Below are 26,303 nucleotides of genomic sequence, written 5' to 3' on the forward strand. Positions count from 1 at the left end.
GTCACCGCCCCGCCGCGGGCCTGGCGCGGGCCGTATCTTTGCGCCTGCCGGGCGGATGCGGGCTCAATGGCAGCGCTCGGGCGGCGGGGGCTGCGATTGGGCCAGGCGGCGCATGGCCTTGCCGTATTTTTCCAGCCTTTCCTGATCTTCGGGGCCTGCGTTCTTCAGCCGGGCGGTATCGGAATTGTCGCACAGATCCAGGATCTTGACCGCCCGCGCCAGGACGTTGCGGCCGGCGCGATCCACGAAATCGAAATAGTCCTCGTCCTTGCGGCGGGTCAGGGCGTCGACCGCCTGGGCCAGGCGCAAATCCAGGCCGGCGGCCCGCAACTGGTCGATGGTCCAGTCGCTGTCCTCGACCACGTCGTGCAGAACGGCGACGATGCGCTGGTCATCCCCGTCCGCGGCCAGCATCATCCGCAGCGGGTGCAGGATATAGGGCCGGCCCGCGCGATCCCTTTGGCCGCGATGCGCCTGGGCGGCGATGCTGATGGCCTGTTCCAGATCCATGTCGTTCATGCTCTTGCCTCGTCCCTGGGCTGGGGGTGGCGTGAAACCTTGGGCGGCGGGCTTTGTTCCCGCGGCTGGCCGGCATCACCGGCAAAACCCGCCCCCTGCGGATCACGTGCGGGGCCGATTGCCTTTGGCCCGGCTTTCGGCAATGGTGCCAAGGTGGCGAAGTCGATGGAATCGCGGTCGATATGGACAAAACTGCACCCCTGATCGGTATCCTGCTTTATCCCGGCGTGCAGGTTTCGGCGGTGCTGGGCCTGACCGACCTGTTCCAGATCGCCGGGCAGTCCGCAACGCATGGCGACCGGCTTGACGTGCGCCACCTGCGCGCCGAGGGCGACGGCCCGCCCAAGCCGGTCTTCGACACCGCGCCGCAAGCGGCCGGGGATGCGCGCTGCGACGTGCTGATCCTGCCGCCCTCGCTTGCGCCGCCGATCACCCCCGCGGCGGCGGCGCCGCTGGCAGGCTGGCTGCGGGACCGTCATGCCCAGGGAACGGTGCTGGCCTCGATCTGCGCCGGCGCGTTCCTGCTGGGCGAAACGGGGTTGCTGGCCGGCCGGGCGGTGACGACGCATTGGACCCATGCGCAGGACTTGCAGGACCGCTTTCCCGACGCGCGGGTGGACTGCGACCGCCTGGTGATCGACGGCGGCGACATCGTTTCGGCGGGCGGGCTGATGTCCTGGACCGATCTGGGCCTGAAGCTGGTGGACCGCTTCCTGGGCCCGGTGGCGATGGCCCGAACGGCCCGGATGCTGCTGGTCGATCCGCCGGGGCGCGAGCAGCGCTTTTACAGCGGCTTCGTGCCGCGCCTGACGCATGGCGATGCCGCGATCCTGAAGGCGCAGCATTTCCTGCAAGCGCATGAGGGCAAGGAGGCGCGGCTTTCCGTCCTGGCCAGCCAGGCGGGGCTGGAGGAACGCACCTTTCTGCGCCGCTTCCAGAAAGCGACCGGGCTGACCGCGACCGATTACGCCCAGCGCCTGCGGGTGGCCAAGGCGCAGGAGCTTTTGCAATTCGGCCAGCAGCCCATCGAGCGCATCGCCTGGGAGGTCGGCTATTCCGACCCCGGCGCATTTCGCAAGGTGTTCCTGCGCATCGTCGGCCTGCCGCCCGGCGAGTATCGGCAAAGGTTCCATGCCTGACGCCCGCCGCCGCAAGACGGCGATTGCGGGCGCGCGGGATAGATCATAACATTGCCGAGTAATGACAGGATTGTCTTCATTCGGATTTCATCACAATGTGGACCCCCGATCCTCGCGCCCTGCACCGTCCGGCCTATCTTTCCCTGGCCGAGCAATATGCGCGGGCGATCCGCGACGGAATGCTGCCTGCCGGCAGCCGCCTGCCACCGCAGCGCAGGCTGGCCGACGACCTGGGGCTTTCCGTGCAGACCGTCTCGCGCGCTTATGAGGAACTGATCCGCCGCGGCCTGGTGGTGGGCGAGGTCGGGCGCGGCTCCTTCGTGCTGCCCTCGGGTTCAGAGAACACGCCGCCCTATCTGGCCGAACGGCTTGGCGAACTGATCGACCTGTCGATCCTGAAGCCGGTGACCGAGCGGATGCATGTGGAAACATTTCGCGAGGGGCTGCATTGGGTGGCCGAAAACCTGCCGGTCCCGGCGGCGCTGTCCTTTCGGCCCAGTTCGGTCCTGCCGCAGCACCGGCAGATCGCGGCCGACTGGCTGCGCCGGGGCGGCATCGACGCGGCGCCGGAAAACATCACCATAACCGACGGCGCGACCTCGGCCATCACCACCGCGGTCATGAGCGCGGTGCCCGCCGGCGACACGCTGGCCGCCTCGGCGCTGACCCATCACCTGCTGATGCCGCTGTGCAAATACCTGGGCCTGCACCTGGAGGGCCTGCCGGTGGACGAGGACGGCATCGTCCCCGAGGCGCTGGACCACCTGGCGCGCAAGGGCAGCCTGCGCGCGCTTTACATGCAGCCCGCCGCCGTCAACCCAATGGCGATCATGAGCAGCGCCGGCCGCCGCGCCGAACTGGTCGCCGTCGCCCGCCGCCACGACCTGCTGATCATCGAAAACGACATGCTGAACGCGATGATCGCCGACCGGCCGCCGCCCATGGCCGCCCTGGCGCCCGAACGGGTGCTGCATATCAACGGCTTCACCAAGACCACGCTGCCGGGCCTGCGGGTCGCCTGGCTGCTGTCGCCGGCGCGGCTGGCTTCGGCCACCGCCAACCGGCATCTGGTGACGAACTGGATGGCCACGCCGGCCATGGTGGAACTGCTGAGCCACTGGATCGGCGACGGCACCGTCGACCGGCTGATCCTGTGGCAGCGCGAGGCGCTGGCCGTCCGGCATGGCATCGCGCGCCAGGTTCTGGGCGCCGCACCCTTTCGCGCCCATCCGCAAAGCCTGCACATCTGGCTGGAACTGCCCCCCGGCCGCGACGAGGAAGAATTCGTGGCCCAGGCCCGCCAGCGCGGCGTCGCCATCGCCTCGGGCCGCGCTTTTCGGCTAAGCGAGCGCGGTCGGCGGGATGCGGTGCGAATCGCCCTGGGCTCGACCAGCACCGAAGAACTGCGCCGTGGCCTGACCTTGGTCGCCGAAGCCCTGGGCGGATTTGCCGAACCGCTGCTTCCACTGATCTGACGGGCCAGAAAAATTGTCATGATATTATTTTTGGATTGACCTGATTTAATCCCGCTGCAAAGTTCCTTGGGACAGCAAGGGGGGCGCATTGGACCAGCCGATCATCCGCATCCAGAACCTGCGAAAGTCCTTTGGGACGCTGACCGTCATCGACGGGCTGAATTTCGACGTGATGAGGGGCGAGAAGCTGGCGCTCATCGGTCCATCGGGTTCGGGCAAGACCACCATCCTGCGCATCCTGATGACGCTGGAGGACATTTCCGGCGGCCGTATCGAGGTTTGCGGCGAGCCGCTTTTCCACATGCACAGGAACGGTGCCGAACTGCCCGCGGACGAGGCGCATCTGCACAAGATGCGCCGCCATATCGGCATGGTGTTCCAGCATTTCAACCTGTTCCCGCACAAGTCGGTCTTGCAGAACATCACCCTGGCGCCGATGCTGACCAAGGGCGAGCCGCGGGCGGGCGCCGAAAAGCATGCGCGCGATCTTCTGGACATGGTGGGGCTGGCCGACAAGGCCGATTACATGCCCAGCCAGCTTTCCGGCGGCCAGAAGCAGCGCGTCGCCATCGCCCGCGCCCTGGCCTTGCAGCCGCAGATCATGCTGTTCGACGAGGTGACGTCGGCGCTTGACCCGGAACTGGTCGAAGAGGTGCTGGAGGTGATGAAGCGCCTTGCCTCGGAAACCGACATGACCATGCTGCTGGTCACGCATGAGATGGGCTTTGCCCATGATTTCGCCGATCGTGTGCTGTTTTTCGACCAGGGCCGCATCGTCGAACAGGGCCCGCCCGCCCAGATCTTTACCGCGCCGCAAGAGGACCGCACGAAGTCCTTCCTGCGCAAGATCATCGCCGCCGGACAACGCGTGTGATGCCAACCCGACAGGAGAGAATGATGAAGAAATGCCTGATTGCCGCGGCCCTGCTGGCCGTGCCGCTGCCCGCCGTGGCGGACAAGCTGGATGATCTCAAGGAACAGGGCTATGTCCGCATCGCCATCGGCAACGAGCCGCCCTATACCGCCGTCGCCTCGGACGGCAAGGTGTCGGGCGCGGCCCCGGACGTGGCGCGCGCCGTCTTTGCCGCGCTGGGCATCAACGACCTTGAAGCCTCGATCGCCGAATATGGCGCGATGATCCCCAGCCTTCAGGCGGGCCGCGTCGATGCCATCACCGCAGGCCTGTTCATGAAGCCGGAACGCTGCAATGCCGTGGCCTATTCGGAGCCGATCCTGTGCGACGCCGAGGCGCTTCTGGTGCCCAAGGGCAACCCCAAGGGCTTCAAGTCCTATGCCGACATCGCCAACGACTCTTCCGCCAGAATGGGCGCGCCGGGCGGCGGGACCGAGGAAAAGCTGGCGCTGGACGCCGGCGTGCCGCGCGACCGGCTGGTGGTGGTGCCCGACCCGCAATCAGGGCTGAAGATGGTGCAGGACGGCCGCATCGACGCCTATTCGCTGCCGGTCCTGTCGCTGAACGACCTGCTGGCGAAATCGGGCGATGCCAACCTGGAGGTCTTTGCCCCGGTCGAGGGCGCGCCGGTCTATTGCGACGGCGCCGCCTTCAACAAGAACGACACCGCGCTGCGCGACGCCTTTGACGTGGAACTGGCCAAGCTGAAGGAATCGGGCGAATTCGCCAAGATCGTCGAGCCCTACGGCTTTTCGGCGGCCGCGGCCATGTCCACCACCCGCGACGCGCTCTGCGCCGCGCAGTGACAACGGGCGGGGGCAGACCCCGCCCATCCCGATAACGGCAAAGGCAGGCTTCGGCGCATGGGCGACTGGGCAGGATATCTGACACTCATCCTTATGGGGGCCTGGGTCACGGTCAAGCTGACCCTGATGGGTTCGGCCCTGGCGCTGGTCGTGGCCTTCGTCGCCGGCCTGGGGCGTCTGTCGCGCCAGGGCTGGGTCCGCGGGCTTGCGACCGCCTATATCGAGTTCTTCCGCGGCACCTCGATCTTCGTGCAGCTATTCTGGATCTATTTCGTGCTGCCGATGACCGGGGTTGCGCTGACGCCGATGCAGGCCGGGGTGATGGCCCTGGGGCTGAACGTCGGCGCCTATGGGGCCGAGGTGGTGCGCGGCGCCGTCCTGGCCGTGCCGCGCGACCAGCACGAGGCCTGCATCGCCGTCAACCTGACCCGGTTCCAGCGCATGCGCCACATCATCCTGCCGCAGGCGCTGCCCCTGATGCTGCCGACCTTTGGCAACAACGCCATCGAGCTTTTGAAGGCCACTTCGGTCGTGTCGCTGATCTCGTTGTCGGACATGACCTTTCAGGCCCAGGTGGTGCGTTCGCAGACCGGCAACACGCTGATGCCCTTTGTCACCATCCTGCTGCTGTATTTCGCCATGTCCTCGGCGCTTTCCTTCGGCATGCGCCGGCTGGAGCGGCGGGTGACGCGCGGTCTGGACGGGGTGCGCTAAGATGGAATGGGATTGGGATTTCGCCTGGTCGATCATGCCGACCCTGCTGGCCGGGTTTCGCATCACCCTGATCGCCACGGTGCTGGGCGCCATGGTCGCCGCGGTGCTGGGGCTGGTCTTTGCCATCCTGCGCCGCTCGGCCAACCGGGCCGTCGCCCGCACCACCGGCTTCGTGGTCGAGTTCATCCGCGGCACGCCGCTGCTGGTGCAGCTTTACTTCATCTTCTACGTGCTGCCCGACCTGGGGCTGCGCCTGCCGGCGCTGACTGCGGGGGTGATCGGCATGGGGCTGCATTACGCGACCTATGCCGCCGAGGTCTATCGCGGCGGCATCGAAGCGGTGCCGCGCGGGCAATGGGAAGCCGCCAAGGCCACCAACCTGACCGCGCGCCAGACCTGGCTGCATGTGGTGCTGCCGCAGGCGGTGCCGCCGATGATCCCCGCCATGGCCAACTATCTGCTGGCCATGTTCAAGGAAACGCCGCTGCTGTCGGCGATCACCGTGCTGGAGCTGATGAACCAGGCCAAATCGGTCGCGAACAGTTCCTATCGCTATGTCGAGCCGATGACGCTGGTCGGCGTGATGTTCCTGATCGTCAGCCTGATCTCGGTGGTGGCGCTGCGCTGGCTGGAGCGCCGCTATGGGAGGATTTCGCGGTGACGATCCTGTCCGTTCCGGTCGTGCTGGACGACCGCCCGCTGCCCGGTCGCGTCGGGCTGGTGACGCTGGCCACCGACCACACGACCGAGGTCGATTTCGCCGCTTTGCCGGCGCATGGCGTGGGCGTCTATGCCACCCGCATCCCCTTTGCCAACCCGGTGACGCCGGAAACGCTGGCCGCCATGGCCCGCGACGTGACCGCGGCCGCGGCGCTGATCCTGCCGGACGAGGATCTGGACGCGGTGGTCTATAGCTGCACCTCGGCCTCGGTGGTGATCGGCGATCAGGCCGTGCGCGATGCAATCCGGCTGGGCAAGCCCGCGGCCGAACCGATCACGCCGATCTCGGCCGGCTTCGCGGCGCTCAGGGCGCTGGGGGCTGACCGGATCACGCTGCTGACCCCCTATAGTCCCCGCACGACCCAGCCGATGGCGGATTGCTTCGAGGCCGGGGGCTTTGCCTTGCAGGGCCTATCCTGCCTGAACCTGACCGATGACCGCGAGATGGCGCGGATTTCCCATGCGACGATCGTCGAGGCCGCGCGCGCCGCGCTGGTGCCGGGCAGCCAGGCGCTGTTTCTCGCCTGCACCGCCGTGCGCGCCTGCGCCATCATCGACCGGATCGAGGATGCGGTGGGCGTGCCGGTGGTCTCGGCCAATTCCGCGACGCTTTGGGCGGCGGCGCGGGCTTGCGGCGTGACTGCGCCGGTTGGGCCGGGCCAGTTGATGGGGCTGGCATGACCGTGACCTTGGACGACATCCGCGCCGCCGCCGAACGCATCCGCGGCCATGTGGTGGAAACGCCGCTGGTCCGCGACGAGGCGCTGTCGGCGCGGCTGGGCCAGCCCGTGTGGCTGAAATGCGAATACCGCCAGACCACCGGCGCCTTCAAGCTGCGCGGCGCGACCAATGCCATCCTGTCGCTGCCGCCCGCGGCGCTGGCGCGCGGCGTCGTCACCGCCTCGACCGGCAATCACGGCCGGGCGCTGGCCCATGCCGCCCGCGCGCTGGACGTGCCGGCCACCGTCTGCCTGTCGCGGCTGGTGCCGGAAAACAAGGTGCAGGCGATCCGCGACCTGGGCGCGGCGGTCCGCATCACCGGCGCCAGCCAGGACGAGGCGATGCAGGAAGTCGCCCGCGCCGTCGCGCAACAGGGCATGACCGAGATCCCGCCCTTTGACCACCAGGCCGTGGTGGCGGGCCAGGGCACCATCGGCCTGGAAATCGGCACGCCCGAGGCGGTGCTGGTGCCGCTGTCCGGCGGCGGCCTTGCCGCCGGGATCGCGGTGGCGGTCAAGGCGCTGTCGCCCGGCACGCGCGTCATCGGCCTGACCATGGAGAACGGCGCCGCCATGGCCGCGAGCCTTGCCGCCGGCCGCCCGGTCGAGGTCGCGGAAACCGCCAGCCTGGCCGACAGCCTGGGCGGCGGCATCGGATTGCAGAACCGCGTGACCTTCCCGCTGTGCCGCGACCTGCTGGACGAGGTGATCCTGCTGACCGAGGCCGAGATCGCCCAGGGCATCCGCCATCTGGGCCGCGCCGGCCATGTCGTCGAAGGCGCGGCCAGCGTCGGCGCCGCCGCGCTGCTGGCCGGCAAGGTCGTCCCGCAAGGCCCGACCGTCATCATCCTTTCCGGCGCGAATATCGACCCCGCGCTGCATGCCCGCATCATGGCAGAGGCCGCATGAGACCGCCCGTGACCATCCTGACCGAAACCGACCTGCGCGCGCTGGTGCCGCTGGATACCGGGGCGGTCGACTGTATCCGCGATGCCTTTGTCGCGTTGGCGACCAAGGCGGTGGCGATGCCGCCGATCCTGCGCCTCGACATTCCCAAGCATCGGGGCGAGGTCGATGTGAAGACCGCCTATGTTCCCGGCCTGTCGCATTTCGCCATCAAGATCTCGCCCGGCTTCTTCGGCAACCCGGCGCTTGGCCTGCCCTCGACCAATGGCATGATGGTGGTGCTGTCCGCGCGCACCGGCCTGGTCGAGGCGCTGCTGCTGGACAACGGCTATCTGACCGATGTGCGCACCGCCGCCGCCGGGGCGGTGGCCGCAGATGCGCTGGCGCGGCCGGACGCGGCGACGGCGGCGATCCTGGGCGCCGGAATGCAGGCGCGGATGCAGTTGCAGGCGCTGGCGCTGGTGCGCAAGCTGACCGGCGCGCGGGTCTGGGCCCGCGATGCCGCCAAGGCACAGGCTTTCGCGGCCCAGATGACCGCCGCCCTGCGCATCCCGGTGATCGCCGCCGCCAGCGTGGCCGGCGCCACGCGGGCCGCCGATCTGGTGGTCACGACCACGCCCTCGCAAAAGCCCATCCTGGCCGCCGCCCACATCGCGCCCGGCACCCATGTCACCGCCATGGGCTCGGACGCCCAGCATAAGAACGAGATCGCCCCCGACCTGATCGCCGCCGCGCATTACGTCGCGGATCGCCTGTCGCAGACCCGCGAGTTGGGGGAACTGCACCACGCGCCGCTGGCCGGGCAGGATTTCCCCGAGCTTGGCCAGATCCTGGCCGGGCAGCGCCCCGGCCGCACCAGCCCCGAACAGATCACCCTGGCCGACCTGACCGGCACCGGCATCCAGGACACCGCCATCGCCACCCTGGCGCTTGCCCGCGCGGGCAAGGCCGGGGCGGGCAGCCGCTTCACCCTGTAAGAGAAACCGCCATGACAGACGTCATCCTGAAATTTACCCGCGAGGAATATGCAGACCGCCTTGCCAAGACCCGCCGGGCGATGGAGGAAAAGGGCGTCGATCTGCTGATCGTCACCGATCCTTCCAACATGAACTGGCTGACCGGCTATGACGGCTGGTCCTTTTATGTCCATCAATGCGTGGTGGTGCCGCCGGATGGCGAGCCGATCTGGTATGGCCGCGGCCAGGACGCGAACGGCGCCAAGCTGACCGCCTATCTGCGGCAGGAAAACATCATCGGCTATCCCGACCATTACGTGCAGAACCCCCAGATGCACCCGATGGACTATCTGTCGGGCATCCTGCGCGACAAAGGCTGGGGCGCAAAGCGCATCGGCGTCGAGATGGACAATTACTGGTTCACCGCCGCCGCCTTTGCCAGCCTGACCCGGAACCTGCCGGATGCGCGCTTCAGCGACTGCACGGCGCTGGTGAACTGGCAGCGCGCGGTGAAATCGCCGCAGGAAATCGCCTATATGCGCAACGCCGCCCGCATCGTCGAGGCGATGCATGCCCGCATCCTGGACAAGGTGCAGGTCGGGATGCGCAAATGCGACCTGGTCGCGGAAATCCATGACGCCGGCACCCGCGGCGTGGACGGGATCGGCGGCGACTATCCGGCCATCGTGCCGCTGCTGCCCTCGGGGCGCGATGCCTCGGCCCCGCATCTGACCTGGGACGACCGGCCGATGAAGGCGGGCGAGGGCACATTCTTCGAAATCGCCGGCTGCTATCACCGCTATCATGTGCCGCTGTCGCGCACGGTGTTCCTGGGCAAGCCGACGCAGGCCTTCCTGGACGCCGAAAAGGCCACGCTGGAGGGGATGGAGGCCGGGCTTGCCGCCGCGAAACCCGGCAATACCTGCGAAGACATCGCCAAGGGCTTCTTCGACGTGCTGGCGAAATACGGCATCGTCAAGGACAACCGCACCGGCTACGGCATCGGCGTCAGCTATCCGCCGGACTGGGGCGAGCGCACCATGTCGCTGCGCCCCGGCGACCGCACCGTGCTGCAACCCGGCATGACCTTCCATTTCATGACCGGCCTGTGGCTTGATGACATGGGGCTGGAGATCACCGAGTCGATCCTGATCACCGAGACAGGCGTGGAATGCCTTGCCAATGTTCCGCGCCAGCTTTTCGTGAAGGACTAGGGCCATGTTGCAGATGCAGCTTACGCCTTCGCCCATCGCGGCGACGGTGGATTTCGCAGCGCCGGGCGTCCGCCACGGCTTTCTGCGCCTGCCCTATTCGCGCGACGATGCCGCATGGGGCTCGATCATGACCCCGATCACCGTGGTCAACAATGGCGAGGGGCCGACGGCGCTGCTGAGCGGCGCCAATCACGGCGACGAATACGAAGGACCGATCGCGCTGTTCGACCTGGCGGCGCGGGTGCGGGCCGAGGATGTGACCGGCCGCATCATTATCGTTCCGGCGATGAACTATCCGGCCTTTGCGGCCGGCACCCGCACCTCGCCCATCGACCGCGGCAACCTGAACCGCAGCTTTCCCGGCCGGCCCGACGGCACGGTCACGCAAAAGATCGCGGATTACTTCCAGCGGGTGCTGCTGCCGATGGCGGATGTGGTGCTGGATTTCCACTCCGGCGGCAAGACCCTGGATTTCCTGCCCTATTGCGCCGCCCATGTCCTGCCCGACAAGCGGCAGCAGGCGGCGGCCTTTGACCTTGTGCGCGCCTTTGGCGCCCCCTGGTCGGTCAAGATGCTAGAGATCGACGCGGTCGGCATGTACGACACCGCGGCCGAGGAAATGGGAAAGACCTTCGTCACCACCGAACTGGGGGGCGGCGGCACCGCCACCGCCCGCTCGGCCGGGATCGCCAAGCGGGGGCTGACCAACCTGCTGATCGCGGCGGGGGTGATGCGTGGCGAGATCGCGCCGCAGCCGACGCAATGGCTCGACATGCCCGACGAGGATTGCTTCACCTTTGCAGAAGATGGCGGGCTGATCGAGTTCCTGGCGGACCTGGGCGACCGGGTGGACCATGGCCAGCCCGTCGCCCGCATCTTTCCGGTAACGCGCACCGGCCTTGCCCCGGTCGTGGTCCATGCCCGCCGCGCGGGCCTGATGATGGCGCGGCATTTCCCCGGCATCGTGAAACCCGGCGACTGCGTCGCCGTCATCGGCGTGGAGGTTGACGAATGATTACCGACAAGACCCTGATGCGCCAGGATGCCTTCGTGAACGGTGCCTGGCTGGGCGGGCCGCGCTTTGCCGTCATCGACCCGGCGACGGGCGAACCCGTGGCGCAGGTGGCGCGGCTGGATGCGGCGCAGGCCCGCGGCGCGGTCGATGCGGCCGATGCCGCCTTCACCGGCTGGGCGGCGCTGTTGCCGCAGGAACGGGCCGCGGTGCTGATGCGCTGGCACCGGCTGATCGTCGAGGCGCGCGAGGACCTGGCGCGGATCATGACCGCCGAACAGGGCAAGCCGCTGTCGGAATCGCGCGGCGAGATCGACTATGCCGCCAGCTTTGTCGAGTTTTATGCCGAAGAGGCCAAGCGCCCGAACATCGAAAGCGTGACCTCGCATCTTTCGACTGCCGAGATGGAGCTTTGGCGCGAGCCGCTGGGCGTCGCGGCGCTGATAACGCCCTGGAACTTTCCCTGCGCCATGATCACCCGCAAGGCGGCGGCGGCGCTGGCGGCGGGCTGCACCGTGGTTATCCACCCCTCGGCCGAGACGCCGCTGTCGGCGACCGCGCTGGCGGAACTGGCCGACCGCGCGGGCTTTCCGGCCGGCGTCTTCAACGTGGCGACGGGCGAGGCGGCGGAAATCGTCGGCGAATGGTGCGCCGATACGCGGGTGCGGGCGCTGTCCTTTACTGGCTCGACCAGGGTCGGCAAGCTGCTTTACCGGCAAAGCGCCGACACGGTGAAGCGGCTGGTGCTGGAACTGGGCGGCCACGCCCCCTTTATCGCATTCGCCGATTGCGACCTCGACCTGGCGGTGGACGAGGCGATCAAGGCCAAGTTCGCCACCTCGGGCCAGGATTGCCTGGGCGCCAACCGCTTCCTGATAGAGCGCGGGATCTATGATGAGTTCTGCCGCCGCTTCAGCGCCGCCGCCGCCGCGCTGACGCTGGGGCCGGGGGCCGAGGACCGCGACCTGGGCCCGCTGATGAACGAAGCGGCGGTCAGGAAGCAGGAGGAGCATGTCGCCGACGCCCTGGCCCGCGGCGCGCGGCTTTTGACCGGCGGCAGCCGCGATCCGCAGGGGCCGCTGTTCTATCGCCCGACGGTGCTGGCCGACGTCCCGGCCGAGGCACTGATCTTTCACGAGGAAACCTTTGGCCCCGTCGCAGCCATCGCGCCCTTCGACGCCGAGGACGAGGCGGTTCGCATCGCCAACGGCACCGAATACGGCCTGGTCGCCTATGTCCACAGCCGCGACCCGCGCCGCATCTATCGGCTGTCCCGCGCCCTGGTCTTCGGCATGGTCGCCGTGAACCGCACCAAGGTCACGGGCGCGCCGATCCCCTTTGGCGGGATGAAGCAATCGGGCCTGGGCCGCGAGGGCAGCCGCCACGGGCTAGAGGCCTTTACCGATATCAAATACGTCTGCCGCGACTGGGCAGAGACAAGGAGAGCGTGATGCTGACCAATGACCAACTGTCCAAATGGGACCGCGAAAGCTTTTTCCACCCCTCGACCAATGTCGGCCAGTTCGCGCGCGGCGAAGGTGCGCAGCGCATCATCGCCGGCGCAGAGGGCGTCCATATCACCGACCGCGACGGCAACCGGCTGCTGGACGGGTTTGCCGGGCTTTACTGCGTGAACGTGGGCTATGGCCGGCCCGAGATCGCCGAGGCCATCGCCCGGCAGGCGCATGAACTGGCCTATTACCACGCCTATGCCGGCCACGGGTCCGAGGCCGCGATCACCCTGGCGAAAATGGTCATGGACCGCGCGCCGAAACACATGGCGCGGGTCTATTTCGGCCTTGGCGGTTCGGACGCCAATGAAACCAACGTCAAGCTGGTCTGGTATTACAATAATATCCGCGGGCTGCCGCAGAAGAAGAAGATCATCTCGCGCTGGCGGGGCTATCACGGCTCGGGGTTGATGACCGGCTCGCTGACCGGGCTGGAACTGTTCCACAAGAAATTCGACCTGCCGCTGGCGCAGGTGATCCATACCGAAGCGCCCTATTACTATCGCCGCAAGGACGCAGCCATGTCCGAGGAACAGTTCAGCGCCCATTGCGCCGAGGAACTGGAGCGGCTGATCGCGGCCGAGGGCGCCGACACCATCGCCGCCTTCATCGGCGAGCCGGTGCTGGGCACCGGCGGCATCGTGCCGCCGCCCAAGGGCTATTGGGATGCGATCCAGAAGGTGCTGGCGCGCCACGACATCCTGCTGATCGCCGACGAGGTGGTGACGGGCTTTGGCCGGCTGGGCAGCATGTTCGGCAGCGATCATTACGGCATGGTCCCCGACATCATCACCATCGCCAAGGGCCTGACTTCGGCCTATGCGCCGCTGTCGGGCAGCATCGTCGGGCAGAAGGTCTGGGAGGTGCTGATGCAGGGCAGCGACGAATACGGCGTCTTTGGCCATGGCTGGACCTATTCCGCCCATCCCATCGGCGCCGCGGCCGGCATCGCCAACCTGCGGCTGATCGACGAACTGGGGCTGGTCGAAAACGCCGGCACCGTCGGCCGCTATCTGAACGACCGCATGCGGGCGGCGCTGGGCGATCACCCGAATGTCGGCGAGATCCGCGGCGAAGGCATGCTTTGCGCCGTCGAACTGGTCCGCGACCGCCAGACGCGCGGCTTTTTCGACGCGGCCGAGGGCATCGGCGGCAAGGCAGTCGCCGCCATGCTCAAGCGCGGCGTGATCGCGCGGGCCATGCCGCAAGGCGACATCATCGGCCTGGCCCCGCCGCTTTGCCTGACCGAGGCCGAGGCGGATGTGATCGTCGACGCCACCGCCGACGCGTTGCGCGAAACGCTTGGCTGATGGCCGGCGCCGCGATCCCCGAAACCATGTGCGCCATGGTCCTGACCGGCCATGGCGGCCCCGAGCGGCTGGAATGGCGCCAGGACTGGCCGGTCCCGCGCCCGGCCAGGGGCGAGGTGCTGGTGCGCATCACCGCCTGCGCCAAGAACAATACCGACCGCAAGGTGCGCGAGGGGCTTTATTCGACCGCCGGCGACGACACCGTCACCTCTTTCGCGATGGCGGGGAACACGCTGTCCTTTCCGCGCATCCAGGGCGCGGATGTGGTCGGCCATGTCGTCGCGGTGGGCGAGGGCGTCGCGCCGGACAGGATCGGCGAAAGGGGCTTGCTGGATTTCAACATCTATCCCGACGCGCGGGACGACCTGAACCTGGCGCCCGATTATTTCGGCCATGGTGCCGATGGCGGTTTCGCGGAATACGGCTGTTTCCCCTCGGACCAGTTCCACGCCATCGCCAACCCGGCGCTGAGCGATGCGGAACTGGCGACGCTGGGCATGTGCTCGTGGCAGACGGGCTACCGGATGCTGACATCGGCCGGGGTGGCGGCGGGCGAGCATGTGCTGGTTACGGGCGCCTCGGGCGGGGTCGGGACCGCGCTGTTGCAGCTTTGCCGGGTGATCGGCGCCATTCCCCATGCCGTTGCCAGCCCCGGCAAGGCGGCGGCGCTTCACGCGCTTGGCGCTCAAACGGTGATCGAGCGCGGCGCGGTCACGGACTGGCCCGGAGCGGCCTGGGCCGCGACGGGCGGCGCCCCCATCGACGCGGTGATGGACCTGGTCGGCGGCGAGATGACCGTGCCGCTGATCCAGACCATGTGCCGCGACCTGCGCCGCCGGGCCACGCCGCCGCGCCTGTCCATCGCCGGGGCCAGCGCGGGCAATGTGACCGCGCTGCCCTGGACCCTGATCTACCTGAACCAGGTGCGGATCTTTGGCGTGTCGCACGGCACCCGCGCCGAGGCCCGGCAGTTGATCGCCTGGATCAGGGAAAACCGCTTGCGGCCGGTGCTGGCCGGCACCATGCCGCTGTCGAAACTGCCCCAGGCCGAACGCCTGTTCGCCGAGCGCAGCCGCGATTTTGTCGGAAAGCTGGTCATCATCCCCGACAGCGTCATCGGCTAGGCGCGGGCTGGCCCTTGGCCGGCGGCCAGGGGGGGCGGGCTGTCTTCCTTCGCCTGTCAGCGGCCCTTGCCGGCGTATCGGCCGCCATCTGCGTCATCGACGCCGGGCTTGCGGAATTCGCGCCATGCCAGGCACAGCAGGGCGGTGCCGCCGCTGACGCAATAGGTGATGGCAAGCCCCAGCAGCCCAAGGCCCGCCAGCCAGGCCAGCAGCGTCGCCGCGCCTGCGGCCAGCACGGCCAGCGCGATCAAGGCGACGACCCGTCCGCCGCCCTGCGCCCGGTCAAGGCCGGGGTGGTCCAGCGCCTCGGGCTGGGGGTGGAACCAGTATTGGCGATCCGCCCTGGCGCACCAGGCCGGCACCGTGCTTTCTGCAATCGTCGGACCCGTCGGCTCGGCCTTGGCCGGCGGCGGAACCGCGTTCACGGCGGCAGCGCCAGCGCGTTGCCGCCATGCGGGGCGCGCCTGATCCGGCGCCAAAGGCCGTGCCGGGCCCGCCCCTGCCGGCATCAGCCCACCTTTCCCCAGGTAAAGGGCTGCTTGCCATTGGCGACCAGCCGCTGCACCAGGTTGCGCCCCTGGCGGCCGCGCATCAAAAGCCGGGCAGCAACCGGCGCCTGCGGCTGCGGCTGCGCCAGTTCCGGGAAAATCGTAAGGATTTCCTCGCGCGCCTCTGGTCCCAGCGCCTTCATCGCCTCGGGTCCGGTATACAGGCTTTCGGTCGGCGCCCCGTTCGAGAAGACCACCTCGTGCCGGTCGAACATGAAATGCCAGTATTCCACCTCTGCCATGTCCTCGACCACCTCGATGCCGTCCAGCCCGATCAGGTGGCGCGCCGCCAGCAGCACCTCGGCCTCGCCGACCATCCGGCGCGCCACGGCCGAACGCAGCAGCACGCGATGCTGGGGCGAGACGATCAGGTCGCGTTCGGGCAGCCGCTCGCCCAGCGCCTCGGCGCGGATGCGGATCGGGCGCAGCTTGGGCTGCTCGGCCAGTTCCTGGGCGGTCAGCACGCGCTTGCCGATCCAGCGCAGCGCCTTCATGCCGTGGTCCAGCGTCATCACCTTCATGCCGGGTTCCAACTGCTCGACAGGAACCTCGCCGTCCTCGGTCTTGATCAGGGTGCCGCGCAGGAAGCAGACCACCCCGGTATTTTCGGCATTCAGAAGATTGGCCGCGACCGGCTGCCCCTGGCCGTCCAGGATACGCAGCCCGCCCACCTGTTGCAGGACGCCATCGGACTGATCCGCCCGCAGCCAGCCCAGCGGGGTGGAATAGGTCTGGTCCGGATTGGCGGCGTTCCAGGCCGCCAGCGTGGTGTCGTTGTAGAAATCCGCAAGATTGACGGTTTCGTTGTTGGCGGAGATGCCGTCGCCGATGCCGGTCAGGGCGTCGAAATCCTCGATCACGTCGCCGCCCGCATCGACAACGAAATGGTCGATGCCGTCGCCGCCCGCCAGCGTATCCGCCCCCGCGCCGCCGTTCAGAGTGTCGTTGCCATCGCCGCCCAGCAGGCTGTCATTGCCCGTGCCCGCGTCGAGCAGGTCGTGACCCGCACCGCCGTGCAGCGTGTCATCGCCATTGGCGGCTCGCAGCGTGTCGTTGCCCTCGCCCCCGTCGAGCGAGTCGTTGCCTTCGCCGCCAAACAGCCTGTCGTTACCCTCGCCGCCGAAAAGCGAATCGTGCCCGCCTTGGCCCTCAAGCTGGTCATCGCCGGCGCCGCCCTCAAGCGAACCGTTGCCGTAGCCGCCATCCAAGGTGTCATTGCCGTCGCCGCCCAAAAGGGTATCGTTTCCGTTTCCGTCGCCCCCTTTCAGTTGGTCGTCGCCCTCGCCACCGTCCAACAGATCGGCACCTTCGCCGCCGTCCAGCGTGTCGTTGCCCGTGCCGCCCAGCAGTTGGTCATCGCCGCTGCCGCCGTCCAGCAGATCCGCACCGCTACCGCCGATCAGCGTATCGTTGCCATTGCCGCCGCGCAGGGTGTCGTTGTCGTCCCCGCCGTCCAGCAGGTCCGCCCCCTCGCCGCCATACAGCTTGTCTTCGCCCTCACCGCCATACAGCTTGTCGTCGCCAATATCGCCACTGAGCGTGTCGTTCCCGTCGGCGCCCACGAGGGCATCGTTTCCGGCACCGCCGTCCAGGATGTCGTTCCCCAGGCCCCCATAAAGGCTGTCGTTGCCGGCATCGCCATGGATGGAATCGGCGCCGTCGCCCCCGTCGATACTGTCGTCGCCGCCATCCCCGTGGATGGTATCGTCACCGGCCTCGCCGTGGATCGAATCGTTCCCGTCGGTGATCTGGTCGCCCTGGGCGTCGGCATAGCCAAGGCCCATGTCTTCGTTACCGGCCGTGCCGTCCACCACGCCGTCAGGCTGCATCGCCGGGTCGAACAGCGTGGTGTCGGGATCCAGCGATTCCCAATCGTAAAGCAGGCTGTCCTTGCCGATCCCGTCGTCGCGCATCGACGTCAGTTCGATGCGCGAGATGTTCAGGCCGGCCAGCTTGCTGGGCGTCAGCTCACCCCAATCGCCCCAATCGCCATCTCCGCCGGTGATTTCGCCGGTCGGGACCGCGAAGACATCACCGTTTTCAAGCTGATAGACGTTCAGCGCGACCTTTTTCAGAACCTTTTCCTGACCATTGGCGTCGATGTGGTAAACATTGCCCCAGAAAAGCTGTTGCGAGTCGATCTCGCTGAAGCTTGATCCGTTCTGGCCGCCCGAGGGCGTATTGGCGAAACCCTCATCATAATAGCCGTCTGGATAATAGGTCGGGTCCCGGCCATAGTCATTGGTCGCCAGCAGGTCGTCGAGGACCTCCGGGTCGTGGCGCACCCAAAGCGTGTGCAAGGTGAACTGGTTGGCGCCGGGCGTGCCGCCGGTGGCGTCATATCCGCCCAAAAGATGGGCGGCACCTTCCATGTCGCCGTTGCCCTGAACGGTGTCCAGGATCGGCTTGTTGCCCAGATAAAGCGTATGCACCTGATCGTGGACGGATTCCCAGTCATAGATAAGCGTGTCCTGGCCGATCGCATCATCGCGGACCGTGTGCAGTTCGAAGCCGATAATGTCGAGACCGCTTAGAATACTTGGTGTCGTTTCTCCGTAATCTCCGTAGACATAATTGCCTTCTCCGCCCACGATTTCGGCCGACGGAACGACGAAGGTATCGCCGTTCTCGGTCTGATAGGCGGTAAAGGAGACATTCTGCAGAACCTTTTCCACGCCGTCGATGTCGCGATAGTAGACATCGCCATGATAAAGCTGCTCTTCGTCCAGCCGGCTATAGCCGCCAGAAGGCGTGTTGGAAAATCCGTCCTGCCAATAGCCGGGGCCGGGCTCTTCCTCGGTAACGCCGGCGTCGTTGGTTGCCAGCAACGCGTCCATGGCAATCGGATCATGCTGGACCTGAAGGTTATAATACTCAAAACCCGAGCCATGATCGTAACGGCCCAGAAGTTTTGCAGCGTCTTCCATGACGCCATTGCCCTGAACCGTGTCCAGGATCGGCCGGTTTCCGATATAAAAGACGTTGTTGATCCGATTCGTCATTTCTTATCTCCGGCATGGCCCAGACCCGTCGGGGCCGCGAACACTGGCAAGCGAATGGGCAGGTAGCCCGAAACTGTGAAAAAACCGTTAATTTCCGACACGGCAGCGCTCCGTAAAGATTGCACGCTGAAAGCGGGCATGGCCCAAGCGCCCCAGCTTCCGAACGGAGCATGGCTAACCCGGCAAGGGCAGGACTGCACAGTGCGATGCCCTGGACCGCCAGGCCGGACCGGAAAAATGTCCTGGACCGGCAGCAAGTCGCGGTGAACTGCCGGTAACGGGAAATAAAGACTTGTCCTGTACAGTTGGCGCGTCACGAAATGACAGCGAGTGGTGTAAAATGTCAGCCCGGTTATCCCTGAAGGAGAAGTTTGCCCCAGTTCCTGGGGCGAATCCGGCGGAAAGGGGCCTTGGAAATCCCTGCGATTCCACCCCAAGGTTGTGCACCGACGCGAACTTGGTAAATAGCAGCGCGGTGTCATCCGGGGAACCGCGCAAGCCAGGGACACTTATGCCAGAATCCGACATGTCGATGCAGAAGTCACGAACCGCGGACCGAGATGAGATTCGGATCCGGGTGATCTTGATAAACGGCCACAAGGTAACCCTTACGCCGACGGATCTGTGGCGTGTCCTGACCGATCGCCATTCCCTGATCTATTTCATGATATGCAGCATCTTGATCGCCTATCTTTACCCGTTGCCGATCTTGCCGTCGCCGCCCTGGTGGGAATATGTCACGGTCTTTTCCGCCGCAGAGATCGTTTTCTGGGGCACGGCCTATGGCATTCTTGTTGCGTCGGGTTGGGTAAGGCGCCTGTGGCGGCAATTCATCATCCCGGTTCCCTTGGTCATGTTCCTGTCGATATTCGCGACATTGCTGTTCGCCCGGATCTACAATCCCATCATGGCCGGGCCGGTCTGGTCCGAATTCTCTCCCCTTCAGGAAGAGGTTGTGCTGGTTTACGTGGTCATTCTGGGGTTCGAGATCGTGTATTCGATCTTTGTTCTGCCCCATACCCGGTTTTATGGCGGATTGATGCGGTTGCCCCCCGCCGGCCCCGTGGCCCTGGACCCGGCCCCGCCGCCGCCCGCGCTGCTGGCCGAAAACCGGACGACGCCGCCATCTTCGCCGCCGCAGAAGCCGCAGGCGGAACCTGCAAAGCCCCCGCCGCGCCACGTGCATTTCGGCAGCCATAGCTGGCCCGTCTCGGCATTGCGGCTGATTCGCGCCGAAGAGCATTACATCCGCGTCGTGACCGACCATCAGGAGGTGCTGATCCGCTATCGCCTTTCGGATGCGGTATCGCAGCTTCCCGAAGATGCGGGGATGCGGGTGCATCGCTCTTATTGGCTAAGCTACGATGCCATCGTCCAGCGCGCGCCGCTTCCCGACAGCCGGCTTTTGCTGACGCTGTGGAACGGCACGACCGTCACCGTGCCCCGCGCGCATCGCAAGAAGCTTGAGGCGGCCTTTGCCGCGCGGCCTTGTCCCGCGGATCCGGCAAAGGGCGGCTGAACGCCGCCGACGCCCCTTGCGCAGCAAGGCGGGTTGCGGACAAGATGCCGTGATATCTGCGGCCACCCGGCGAAAGAAGCATGGATCCTCGCAGCGCTCTTCCCTCGGTCGACAGGCTTTTGCGCCGGCCCGAGGCGACGCATTTGATCGCGCATCACGGCCGCGACACCGTGCTGGGCATGCTGCGCGGCCTGTTGCAGGCCCGGCGCATGGCCGCGGGCCGGGGCGAGCCGGCGGACGCAGAAGGCGTGCTGGAAGAATGCGCCGCGCGGCTGGCGGCGCAGGCCCGGCCCTCGCTGCGGGCGGTGCTGAACCTGACCGGGACGGTCAACCACACCAATCTGGGCCGGGCGCTGCTGTCTCGACCCGCCGCCGAGGCCGCCTTTCAGGCGATGGTCAGCGCCACGAACCTGGAATACGATCTGGACCGCGGCGCGCGCGGCGACCGCGACTGCCATGTCGAGGCGCTGATCTGCCGCCTGACCGGCGCCGAGGCCGCGACGGTGGTGAACAACAACGCCGCCGCGGTGCTGCTGATGCTGAACACGCTGGCCCTGGGGCAGGAGGTCGTCGTCTCGCGCGGGGAGCTGGTCGAGATCGGCGGCGCCTTTCGCGTCCCCGAGGTGATGGCCCGCGCCGGCTGCCGCCTGCACGAGGTCGGCGCGACCAACCGCACCCATCTGCGCGATTTCGCCAATGCGGTGAACGCCGAAACCGCCGCCTTCATGAAGGTCCATGCCAGCAATTACGCCATCGAGGGCTTCACCGCCGAGGTGCCCCAGGCCGACCTGGCGGCGCTGGCGCGGCGGCACGGCCTGCCGTTGCTGATCGACCTGGGCAGCGGGTCGCTGCTGGATCTTGGCGCCTTTGGCCTGCCGCCCGAACCGACGGCGCGGCAGGCGATCCGTGACGGCGCCGATGCGGTGACCTTTAGTGGCGACAAGCTGCTGGGCGGCCCGCAATGCGGCATCATCGCCGGTTCGCGCGCGCTGGTGGACCGGATGCGGGCCAACCCGCTCAAGCGGGCGCTGCGGGTGGACAAGATCATCCTGGCCGCGCTGGGCGCCACGCTGCAAGCCCATGCCGATCCCGAACGCGCGCGGACGGAAATCCCCACCCTTCGCCTGCTGACCCGGCCGCAGGGCGAAATCCGCGCGCTGGCCGACCGGCTGTGCCCGCCGGTTCGCGCGGCGCTGTCGGGCCGGGCAAAGGTCGCGGTGATCGACTGTCTCAGTCAGATCGGCAGCGGCGCGCGGCCGGTCGATCTGCTGCCAAGCGCCGGGCTGGCTTTTTCGGAAACCGGCGCGGTGCCGGTTGCGCGGATCGCGCAGGCCTTCCGCGCCCTGCCGCTGCCGGTGGTCGGCCGCGTCCACAAGGGCCGCTTCCTGCTGGACCTGCGCTGCCTGGAGGACGAGACTGCCTTTCTGGCGCAGTTGGGCCAGTTGGATTTCGGCAGGGCCGGGGGTTGAGACAGGCGCGGCGGCCGCGGCGAAACTTGGCGCGAGAGCCCGAGGCAACGGTTAAAATGTCGCGCAATCTTTCCTTGAAAAGTTTATAGTTGTGAACATGGTAATTCAGGCCTCCTGACCAAAGGATACCTGATGCGCGAACCTTGGGGAAAGCTGGATCTGCCGACGGGCGACAGTCACCACTTGATCCATCACAGTGCCGATGTCGCCGCTGTGGTTCACGAATTGCTTCATCTGCCAGGCTTTCGGTCCCGGCTGGACGCCGCCGCAGGCGCGCGCGTAAGCGACGACGGCATTGCCTGCCTGGCGGCGCTGGCGTTCCTGCATGATGTGGGCAAGCTGGCGCCCGCCTTTCAGGCCAAGGGCTGGCCGGCTGGGCACGGCATCACGCCGCGCGATCACCTGCGCTGCGGGTGGCGCTGGCTGAAGCAGGAAGAGCCCGGCGATTGCCTGGACGGCAATGCGCTGCATCTGATCCGTTGGCCCGGCCTTCTGGAATGGTTCAAGGTCCTGTTCGCCCATCACGGGGCGCCGATCGCCGAGCCGCCCGAAACCTGGGCGACGGCCGCGTTCAACGACCCCAGCGACTACAACTGGAAAGCGTCCGAGCGCCAGATGGGGCGGGCCATGCTGGCCTGGTTTCCCCAGATCGCCACGGCCGCCCCGCCCCAGCCGGTTCCGCGGCTGGCGCATCATTTCGCAGGCGTACTGGCCTTGGCAGACTGGATCGGGTCGGATCGCAGCGTGTTCGGCTTTGTGCCGGATCATGATCCGCACTATTACACCAAGGCGCGCGGACTGGCCCGCGCCCGGCTGCGCGAGATCCAGCTTGATACGGCCCCGGCCACCTTGCGCGGCCGCGCGGATTGGAGCCTGTTGTCGGACCATCCCCAGCCGCGCGCGGCCCAGCAAAAGCTGGCCGAAATCCCGCTAGACGAAACGCTGGTCATCCTTGAGGCCGAGACCGGGTCGGGCAAGACCGAGGCGGCCTTGTGGCGCTTTGCGATGCTTTATCAGCTGATCTGCGAGCTGTATTTCGGTGACTCCTGGGCGCGCCCGCCGCTTGCCGAGCCGGGGCCGGACGAGGGCGCGGACGACTTGCTGCTGATCGCCGAGGCCTTCGCCCGCGGCAATTCCAAGACTGACGGCTTCAAGTCGCGGGTGATCCCCGTGCCCAAGGCGGTCAAAAAGACCATGCTGGGCAGCGAGGCGGTCGAATTGGCCAGGGATCAGATCGAACTGATCACCAAGGTCGACATTGCCCTGCGCAACGGCCTTGCGCTCATCAGCGCCGAGGGCGAGCGGGACAAGGTCGGCAAGGCGAATTACGCCCGCACAGCACCCGCCCGCGATGCCCTGCAAGCGCGCGCCGATGCGCTGTTCTTTCCGGCGCTGTGGGACAAGCTCGCGGCCGGCTCGGAAACCGGCCGGCTTGCCGTCCACGCCCGGCTGATGCGCGACATGGCGGCGGCTGCGCGGGCCGCGTTCGAACGCGCCGCGCCCGCGATCCCCTGCGCCTCGATCATGCGCCCGCGGGCCGAAACGCGGGGCAGGGCGGCGCTGAACCGAGGCATCGCCGCGATCTTCAAGGAATCCGACATGACAGAGGTCGAACATGCCTGAGCCAAGCGAGCCGGTGGGCGCCCGCGCCTGCGCCATCGCCGCCGCCCTTGCTGTTGCCGATAGCGGCGACCGCGCCGCCGCCCGCCGCATGGGCCCCGAGGGCAGCGCATTTTTCTGGCGCATGGTCGCCCGCCACGGCATCGCCCGCGGCGAAGAGGAGAAATGGCGCCGCATCACCCGGATGCTGGCGCTGCTGACCCCGGCCAGCGCCACCAAGACCGTTCACCAGCCCGGGCGCAAGCTGGGGGCCGTGCTGGCCGATGGCGGTGCGGAAACGGCGCGGCTGGACAAGCCCGCCCTGTCGGAACCGCGCCTGGCCCGGCTGCTGGCCGCGCGCGGGCCCGCCCGGCTGGAAGCGCTGGAACGCGCCGTCCGCGCCCTGGCGCGCCAACAGCCGCATATCGACGCCGCCAGCCTGGCCTGGGCCGTGCTGCGCGAGGACGGCCGCGACATTGCGCGCGACTATTACGCCCGGCTTGACCGCCGATCCGAACAAAAGCCCGAGGATGCCGATGCCTGACCCCCGTTTCCTGCAAATCCATTTCCTGGCCCCCTATACTGCCGCGCTGCTGAACCGTGACGATGCGGGCTTGGCCAAGCGGCTGCCCTATGGCGGCCATCTGCGCACCCGCGTCAGCTCGCAATGTCTCAAGCGGCATTGGCGGCTGGCCGACGATCCGCATGCGCTGGACCGGATCGACGGGGCGGATGCGGCCTTCCGTTCGCGCGAGATCGTCGAACGCAAGGTATTCGGCGACTGGTCCGAAGGCGTTGCCGGCGACACCATCGCGGCAATCCGCGAGGTGCTGCTGAAGGCGGTCTATGGCGACAAGGGCGCCGACAAGAAATCCCGCCAGACCCTGCTGTTGGGCGAGGTCGAGGTGGCTTATCTGACGCAGGCCGCGCAGGACATGGTCGCGCAGTCGAATGGCGATCCGAAACAGGCCAAGGACGTGGCCGCCGAGTGGTTCAAGACCCACAAGGCCAATCTCAAGGCGATGGGCGAAGGATCCAAGCTGCCGGGCGGCCTGGTCGGCGCGCTGTTCGGGCGCATGGTGACTTCCGACCCGCGCGCCAATATCGACGCGGCGGTGCATGTCGCCCATGCCTTCACCGTCCATGCGGAAGAGGCGGAAAGCGACTATTTCATCGCCGCCGACGATCTGGCGCGGGAAGAGGACACCGGCGCCGACACCATCCAGGAAACCGAGCTGACCTCGGGCCTGTTCTATGGCTATGTCGTCGTGGACCTGCCGGCGCTGATCGGCAACCTGGGCGGCGACCGCCGGCTGGCGGGCGAGGTGCTGCACAACCTGGTCTATCTGGTGGCCGAGGTCTCGCCGGGCGCAAAGCTCGGCTCGACCGCGCCCTACAGCCGGGCGTCGTTCCTGCTGCTCGAAGCAGGCGACCGCCAGCCGCGCTCGCTGGCCGAGGCGTTCCGCGCCCCCGTCGCGCCCGACACCGCGCAGGCGGTTGCGGCGCTGGCCGATCATCTTGCCGCGCTGGACGGCGTCTATGCCACCGCAGAGGATCGCCGCGTGATGACGCTGGTGAACCGCGACCTGCCCGGCACCGCGCGCGGCACGCTGGCCGAGCTGGCGCAGTTCGCCGGCGGTCTTCCCACCGCCGTCCCGATGCCGGCATGACGCATCGCTGGCTGCATCTGCGCCTCGCCGCGCCGCTGATGGCCTTTGGCGGGGTGACCATCGACCATGTCGGCGTCACGCGCGAATTTCCCTCGGCCTCGGCGCTGGTGGGGCTTTTGGGCAATGCGCTTGGCTGGCAGCGTCACCAGGGCGCCGAGCATCAGGCCCTGCAAGACCGGCTGGTCTTTGCCGCGCTGTCGGTGCTGCCTGCGGGCGCGGCGCCTTGGGTCATCACCGACAACCAGAATGCGCGACTTTATGAGGACGAACCCGGATGGACGACATTCGGGGCTCCCGAACGCAGAAATAAGGGAAGCAGCTATTCGAACCCCGCCGTGAAAACCCAGATCGGTAACGAATCCGGCAGAAAATGGATAACGCACCGCCGCCGCCGCGACTATCTGGCCGATCACGAAACCCGCGTCGTGCTGCGGCTGGCGGCGGGGCAGGGGCCTTCGCTTGACGATCTGGCGCAGGCGCTGGACCGCCCGGCGCGACCGCTGTTCATCGGGCGCAAGCCCTGCCTCCCCTCGGGGCCGGTGTTCCAGGGCTGGACCCAGGCGGATACCGCCCACCAGGCCCTGCAATCGCTGAACCTGGCCGGCCGCGCCCTGTGGCCGGACGAGGGGCAGGCCCATCCGCGCGCCCTGCGCCTGGACATTCCCGACACCCGCAACTGGGTTTCGGGGCTGCATGGTGGCACGCGCCTCGTCTGGCAGGGTGAGCTGGCATGAGCTTGCATCTGGTCGAAATGCCGATCTCGCTGCCGGCCCTGAACCGCTGGGCCGGGCCGCGCAATTTCGCGCGCGGCGCCTTTGACGAGGGGCTGGCGCTGCATCACCTGCTGGGCGAGGTCTTCGGTCCCGCCGCTCTGCAACCCTTTCGCATGCTGGTGGCGCCGCGCGCCCAGGCGGGCACGCTTTACGCCTATGCCGCCCGCCCGGCCGAGGCGCTGCGCCGCGATGCCGCCGCGGTGATCGGCCCATCGCATGCCGGCGTGGTGGCGCTGGACGGCCTGCGCTCGCTGCCGCGCCCGGCGGATGGCTGGCGCAGCGGGCAACGGCTGGGCTTCGACCTGCGGCTGCGCCCGGTCGTGCGGCTGGCCTCGGCGATCGCAGGCACCGGCTTTGCCAAGGGCGCCGAGATCGACGCCTTCCTGGCCGAGGCCCTGCGCGTCGGCAGCGCCCGCCCGCGCGAGGCGGTGTATCTGGACTGGCTGGCCGCGCGGCTGGCGCCCGCCGCCCGCCTGGAACGCGAAACCAGCCGGCTGCACGCCTTTCAGCGCAGTGCCATCAACCGCAATGGCCGCGCCTTGGACGGCCCCGACGCGATCATCCACGGAACGCTGAGCGTGACTGATCCCGCAGGCTTTGCCGATCTGCTGGCGCGCGGGATCGGCCGGCATCGCAGCTATGGCTATGGCATGCTGCTGCTGCGTCCGCCGCAACGGGGCTGACC

At 67.6% G+C, this 26,303-nt stretch carries 24 protein-coding genes; 21 read left to right on the forward strand and 3 right to left on the reverse strand.

Annotated features, from left to right (window positions below):
- Positions 1-63 precede the first annotated feature (63 nt).
- Positions 64-519: a phosphohydrolase gene (locus tag F3H32_RS04450; RefSeq protein ID WP_223191340.1), complete on the reverse strand. Its 456-nt coding sequence runs from the start codon at positions 517-519 to the stop codon at positions 64-66.
- 182 nt (positions 520-701) lie between these two features.
- Here F3H32_RS04450 and F3H32_RS04455 point away from each other — a divergent pair, with 182 nt between their 5' ends.
- From F3H32_RS04455 to F3H32_RS04520, 14 genes are all read left to right on the forward strand, one after another.
- Positions 702-1,658 (forward strand): GlxA family transcriptional regulator, encoded by a 957-nt coding sequence (locus F3H32_RS04455; protein WP_149764757.1) that lies wholly within the window; start codon positions 702-704, stop codon positions 1,656-1,658.
- Between the two features lie 95 nt (positions 1,659-1,753).
- Positions 1,754-3,133 (forward strand): MocR-like ectoine utilization transcription factor EhuR, encoded by a 1,380-nt coding sequence (gene ehuR / locus F3H32_RS04460; RefSeq protein ID WP_223191341.1) that lies wholly within the window; start codon positions 1,754-1,756, stop codon positions 3,131-3,133.
- 88 nt (positions 3,134-3,221) lie between these two features.
- Positions 3,222-4,007 carry an ectoine/hydroxyectoine ABC transporter ATP-binding protein EhuA gene (gene ehuA, locus F3H32_RS04465; protein WP_149764761.1) on the forward strand — a complete coding sequence of 262 codons (786 nt, stop codon included), beginning with the start codon at positions 3,222-3,224 and terminating at the stop codon, positions 4,005-4,007.
- 23 nt (positions 4,008-4,030) lie between these two features.
- The gene (ehuB, locus tag F3H32_RS04470) at positions 4,031-4,852 is read left to right on the forward strand and encodes an ectoine/hydroxyectoine ABC transporter substrate-binding protein EhuB (protein WP_223191342.1); all 822 of its coding nucleotides are present in this window, start codon (positions 4,031-4,033) and stop codon (positions 4,850-4,852) included.
- A gap of 57 nt (positions 4,853-4,909) precedes the next feature.
- Positions 4,910-5,566, forward strand: a complete 657-nt coding sequence (gene ehuC / locus F3H32_RS04475) for an ectoine/hydroxyectoine ABC transporter permease subunit EhuC (RefSeq protein WP_149764763.1) — start codon at positions 4,910-4,912, stop codon at positions 5,564-5,566.
- A gap of 1 nt (position 5,567) precedes the next feature.
- Complete coding sequence (ehuD, locus tag F3H32_RS04480; protein WP_149764765.1) at positions 5,568-6,227, forward strand: ectoine/hydroxyectoine ABC transporter permease subunit EhuD; 660 nt, start codon at positions 5,568-5,570, stop codon at positions 6,225-6,227.
- Positions 6,224-6,967, forward strand: a complete 744-nt coding sequence (locus F3H32_RS04485) for an aspartate racemase/maleate isomerase family protein (protein WP_149764767.1) — start codon at positions 6,224-6,226, stop codon at positions 6,965-6,967. The genes ehuD and F3H32_RS04485 overlap by 4 nt, the downstream gene beginning before the upstream one ends.
- Entirely contained in the window at positions 6,964-7,914 is a 951-nt protein-coding gene (gene eutB / locus F3H32_RS04490; protein WP_149764769.1) for a hydroxyectoine utilization dehydratase EutB, read from the forward strand. The genes F3H32_RS04485 and eutB overlap by 4 nt, the downstream gene beginning before the upstream one ends.
- Complete coding sequence (locus F3H32_RS04495) at positions 7,911-8,888, forward strand: cyclodeaminase (RefSeq protein WP_149764771.1); 978 nt, start codon at positions 7,911-7,913, stop codon at positions 8,886-8,888. The genes eutB and F3H32_RS04495 overlap by 4 nt, the downstream gene beginning before the upstream one ends.
- Before the next feature lie 11 nt (positions 8,889-8,899).
- A complete protein-coding gene (doeA, locus tag F3H32_RS04500) occupies positions 8,900-10,081 on the forward strand; it encodes an ectoine hydrolase DoeA (protein ID WP_149764773.1) in 1,182 nt (393 codons plus the stop codon).
- 4 nt (positions 10,082-10,085) lie between these two features.
- A complete protein-coding gene (doeB, locus tag F3H32_RS04505; RefSeq protein ID WP_181900539.1) occupies positions 10,086-11,096 on the forward strand; it encodes a N(2)-acetyl-L-2,4-diaminobutanoate deacetylase DoeB in 1,011 nt (336 codons plus the stop codon).
- Complete coding sequence (locus tag F3H32_RS04510; protein WP_149764775.1) at positions 11,093-12,544, forward strand: NAD-dependent succinate-semialdehyde dehydrogenase; 1,452 nt, start codon at positions 11,093-11,095, stop codon at positions 12,542-12,544. Before doeB ends, F3H32_RS04510 begins: the two co-directional genes overlap by 4 nt.
- Positions 12,544-13,914: an aspartate aminotransferase family protein gene (locus F3H32_RS04515; RefSeq protein ID WP_115754785.1), complete on the forward strand. Its 1,371-nt coding sequence runs from the start codon at positions 12,544-12,546 to the stop codon at positions 13,912-13,914. The genes F3H32_RS04510 and F3H32_RS04515 overlap by 1 nt, the downstream gene beginning before the upstream one ends.
- Complete coding sequence (locus F3H32_RS04520; RefSeq protein WP_223191343.1) at positions 13,914-15,038, forward strand: alcohol dehydrogenase family protein; 1,125 nt, start codon at positions 13,914-13,916, stop codon at positions 15,036-15,038. The genes F3H32_RS04515 and F3H32_RS04520 overlap by 1 nt, the downstream gene beginning before the upstream one ends.
- A gap of 56 nt (positions 15,039-15,094) precedes the next feature.
- Here the strand turns inward: F3H32_RS04520 and F3H32_RS04525 are convergent, their stop codons facing one another.
- Positions 15,095-15,463, reverse strand: a complete 369-nt coding sequence (locus F3H32_RS04525; protein ID WP_149764777.1) for a hypothetical protein — start codon at positions 15,461-15,463, stop codon at positions 15,095-15,097.
- A gap of 83 nt (positions 15,464-15,546) precedes the next feature.
- Positions 15,547-18,588: a Hint domain-containing protein gene (locus F3H32_RS04530; protein ID WP_149764778.1), complete on the reverse strand. Its 3,042-nt coding sequence runs from the start codon at positions 18,586-18,588 to the stop codon at positions 15,547-15,549.
- 664 nt (positions 18,589-19,252) lie between these two features.
- Between F3H32_RS04530 and F3H32_RS04535 the strand changes: the two genes are divergently transcribed.
- From F3H32_RS04535 to F3H32_RS04565, 7 genes are all read left to right on the forward strand, one after another.
- Complete coding sequence (locus tag F3H32_RS04535; RefSeq protein WP_223191344.1) at positions 19,253-20,107, forward strand: LytTR family DNA-binding domain-containing protein; 855 nt, start codon at positions 19,253-19,255, stop codon at positions 20,105-20,107.
- A gap of 80 nt (positions 20,108-20,187) precedes the next feature.
- Positions 20,188-21,576, forward strand: coding sequence for an L-seryl-tRNA(Sec) selenium transferase (selA, locus tag F3H32_RS04540; protein ID WP_149764782.1), 1,389 nt, complete (start codon positions 20,188-20,190; stop codon positions 21,574-21,576).
- Positions 21,577-21,708: 132 nt separating this feature from the next.
- The gene (locus F3H32_RS04545; RefSeq protein ID WP_149764785.1) at positions 21,709-23,199 is read left to right on the forward strand and encodes a CRISPR-associated endonuclease Cas3''; all 1,491 of its coding nucleotides are present in this window, start codon (positions 21,709-21,711) and stop codon (positions 23,197-23,199) included.
- A complete protein-coding gene (locus F3H32_RS04550; RefSeq protein WP_149764787.1) occupies positions 23,192-23,719 on the forward strand; it encodes a type I-E CRISPR-associated protein Cse2/CasB in 528 nt (175 codons plus the stop codon). Before F3H32_RS04545 ends, F3H32_RS04550 begins: the two co-directional genes overlap by 8 nt.
- Positions 23,712-24,845: a type I-E CRISPR-associated protein Cas7/Cse4/CasC gene (gene cas7e, locus F3H32_RS04555; RefSeq protein ID WP_149764789.1), complete on the forward strand. Its 1,134-nt coding sequence runs from the start codon at positions 23,712-23,714 to the stop codon at positions 24,843-24,845. The genes F3H32_RS04550 and cas7e overlap by 8 nt, the downstream gene beginning before the upstream one ends.
- The gene (cas5e, locus tag F3H32_RS04560; protein WP_149764791.1) at positions 24,842-25,579 is read left to right on the forward strand and encodes a type I-E CRISPR-associated protein Cas5/CasD; all 738 of its coding nucleotides are present in this window, start codon (positions 24,842-24,844) and stop codon (positions 25,577-25,579) included. The genes cas7e and cas5e overlap by 4 nt, the downstream gene beginning before the upstream one ends.
- Entirely contained in the window at positions 25,576-26,301 is a 726-nt protein-coding gene (locus tag F3H32_RS04565; protein ID WP_149764793.1) for a type I-E CRISPR-associated protein Cas6/Cse3/CasE, read from the forward strand. Before cas5e ends, F3H32_RS04565 begins: the two co-directional genes overlap by 4 nt.
- Positions 26,302-26,303 lie beyond the last annotated feature (2 nt).

The organism is Paracoccus thiocyanatus, from assembly GCF_900156255.1.
Classification (GTDB): Bacteria; Pseudomonadota; Alphaproteobacteria; order Rhodobacterales; family Rhodobacteraceae; genus Paracoccus; species Paracoccus thiocyanatus.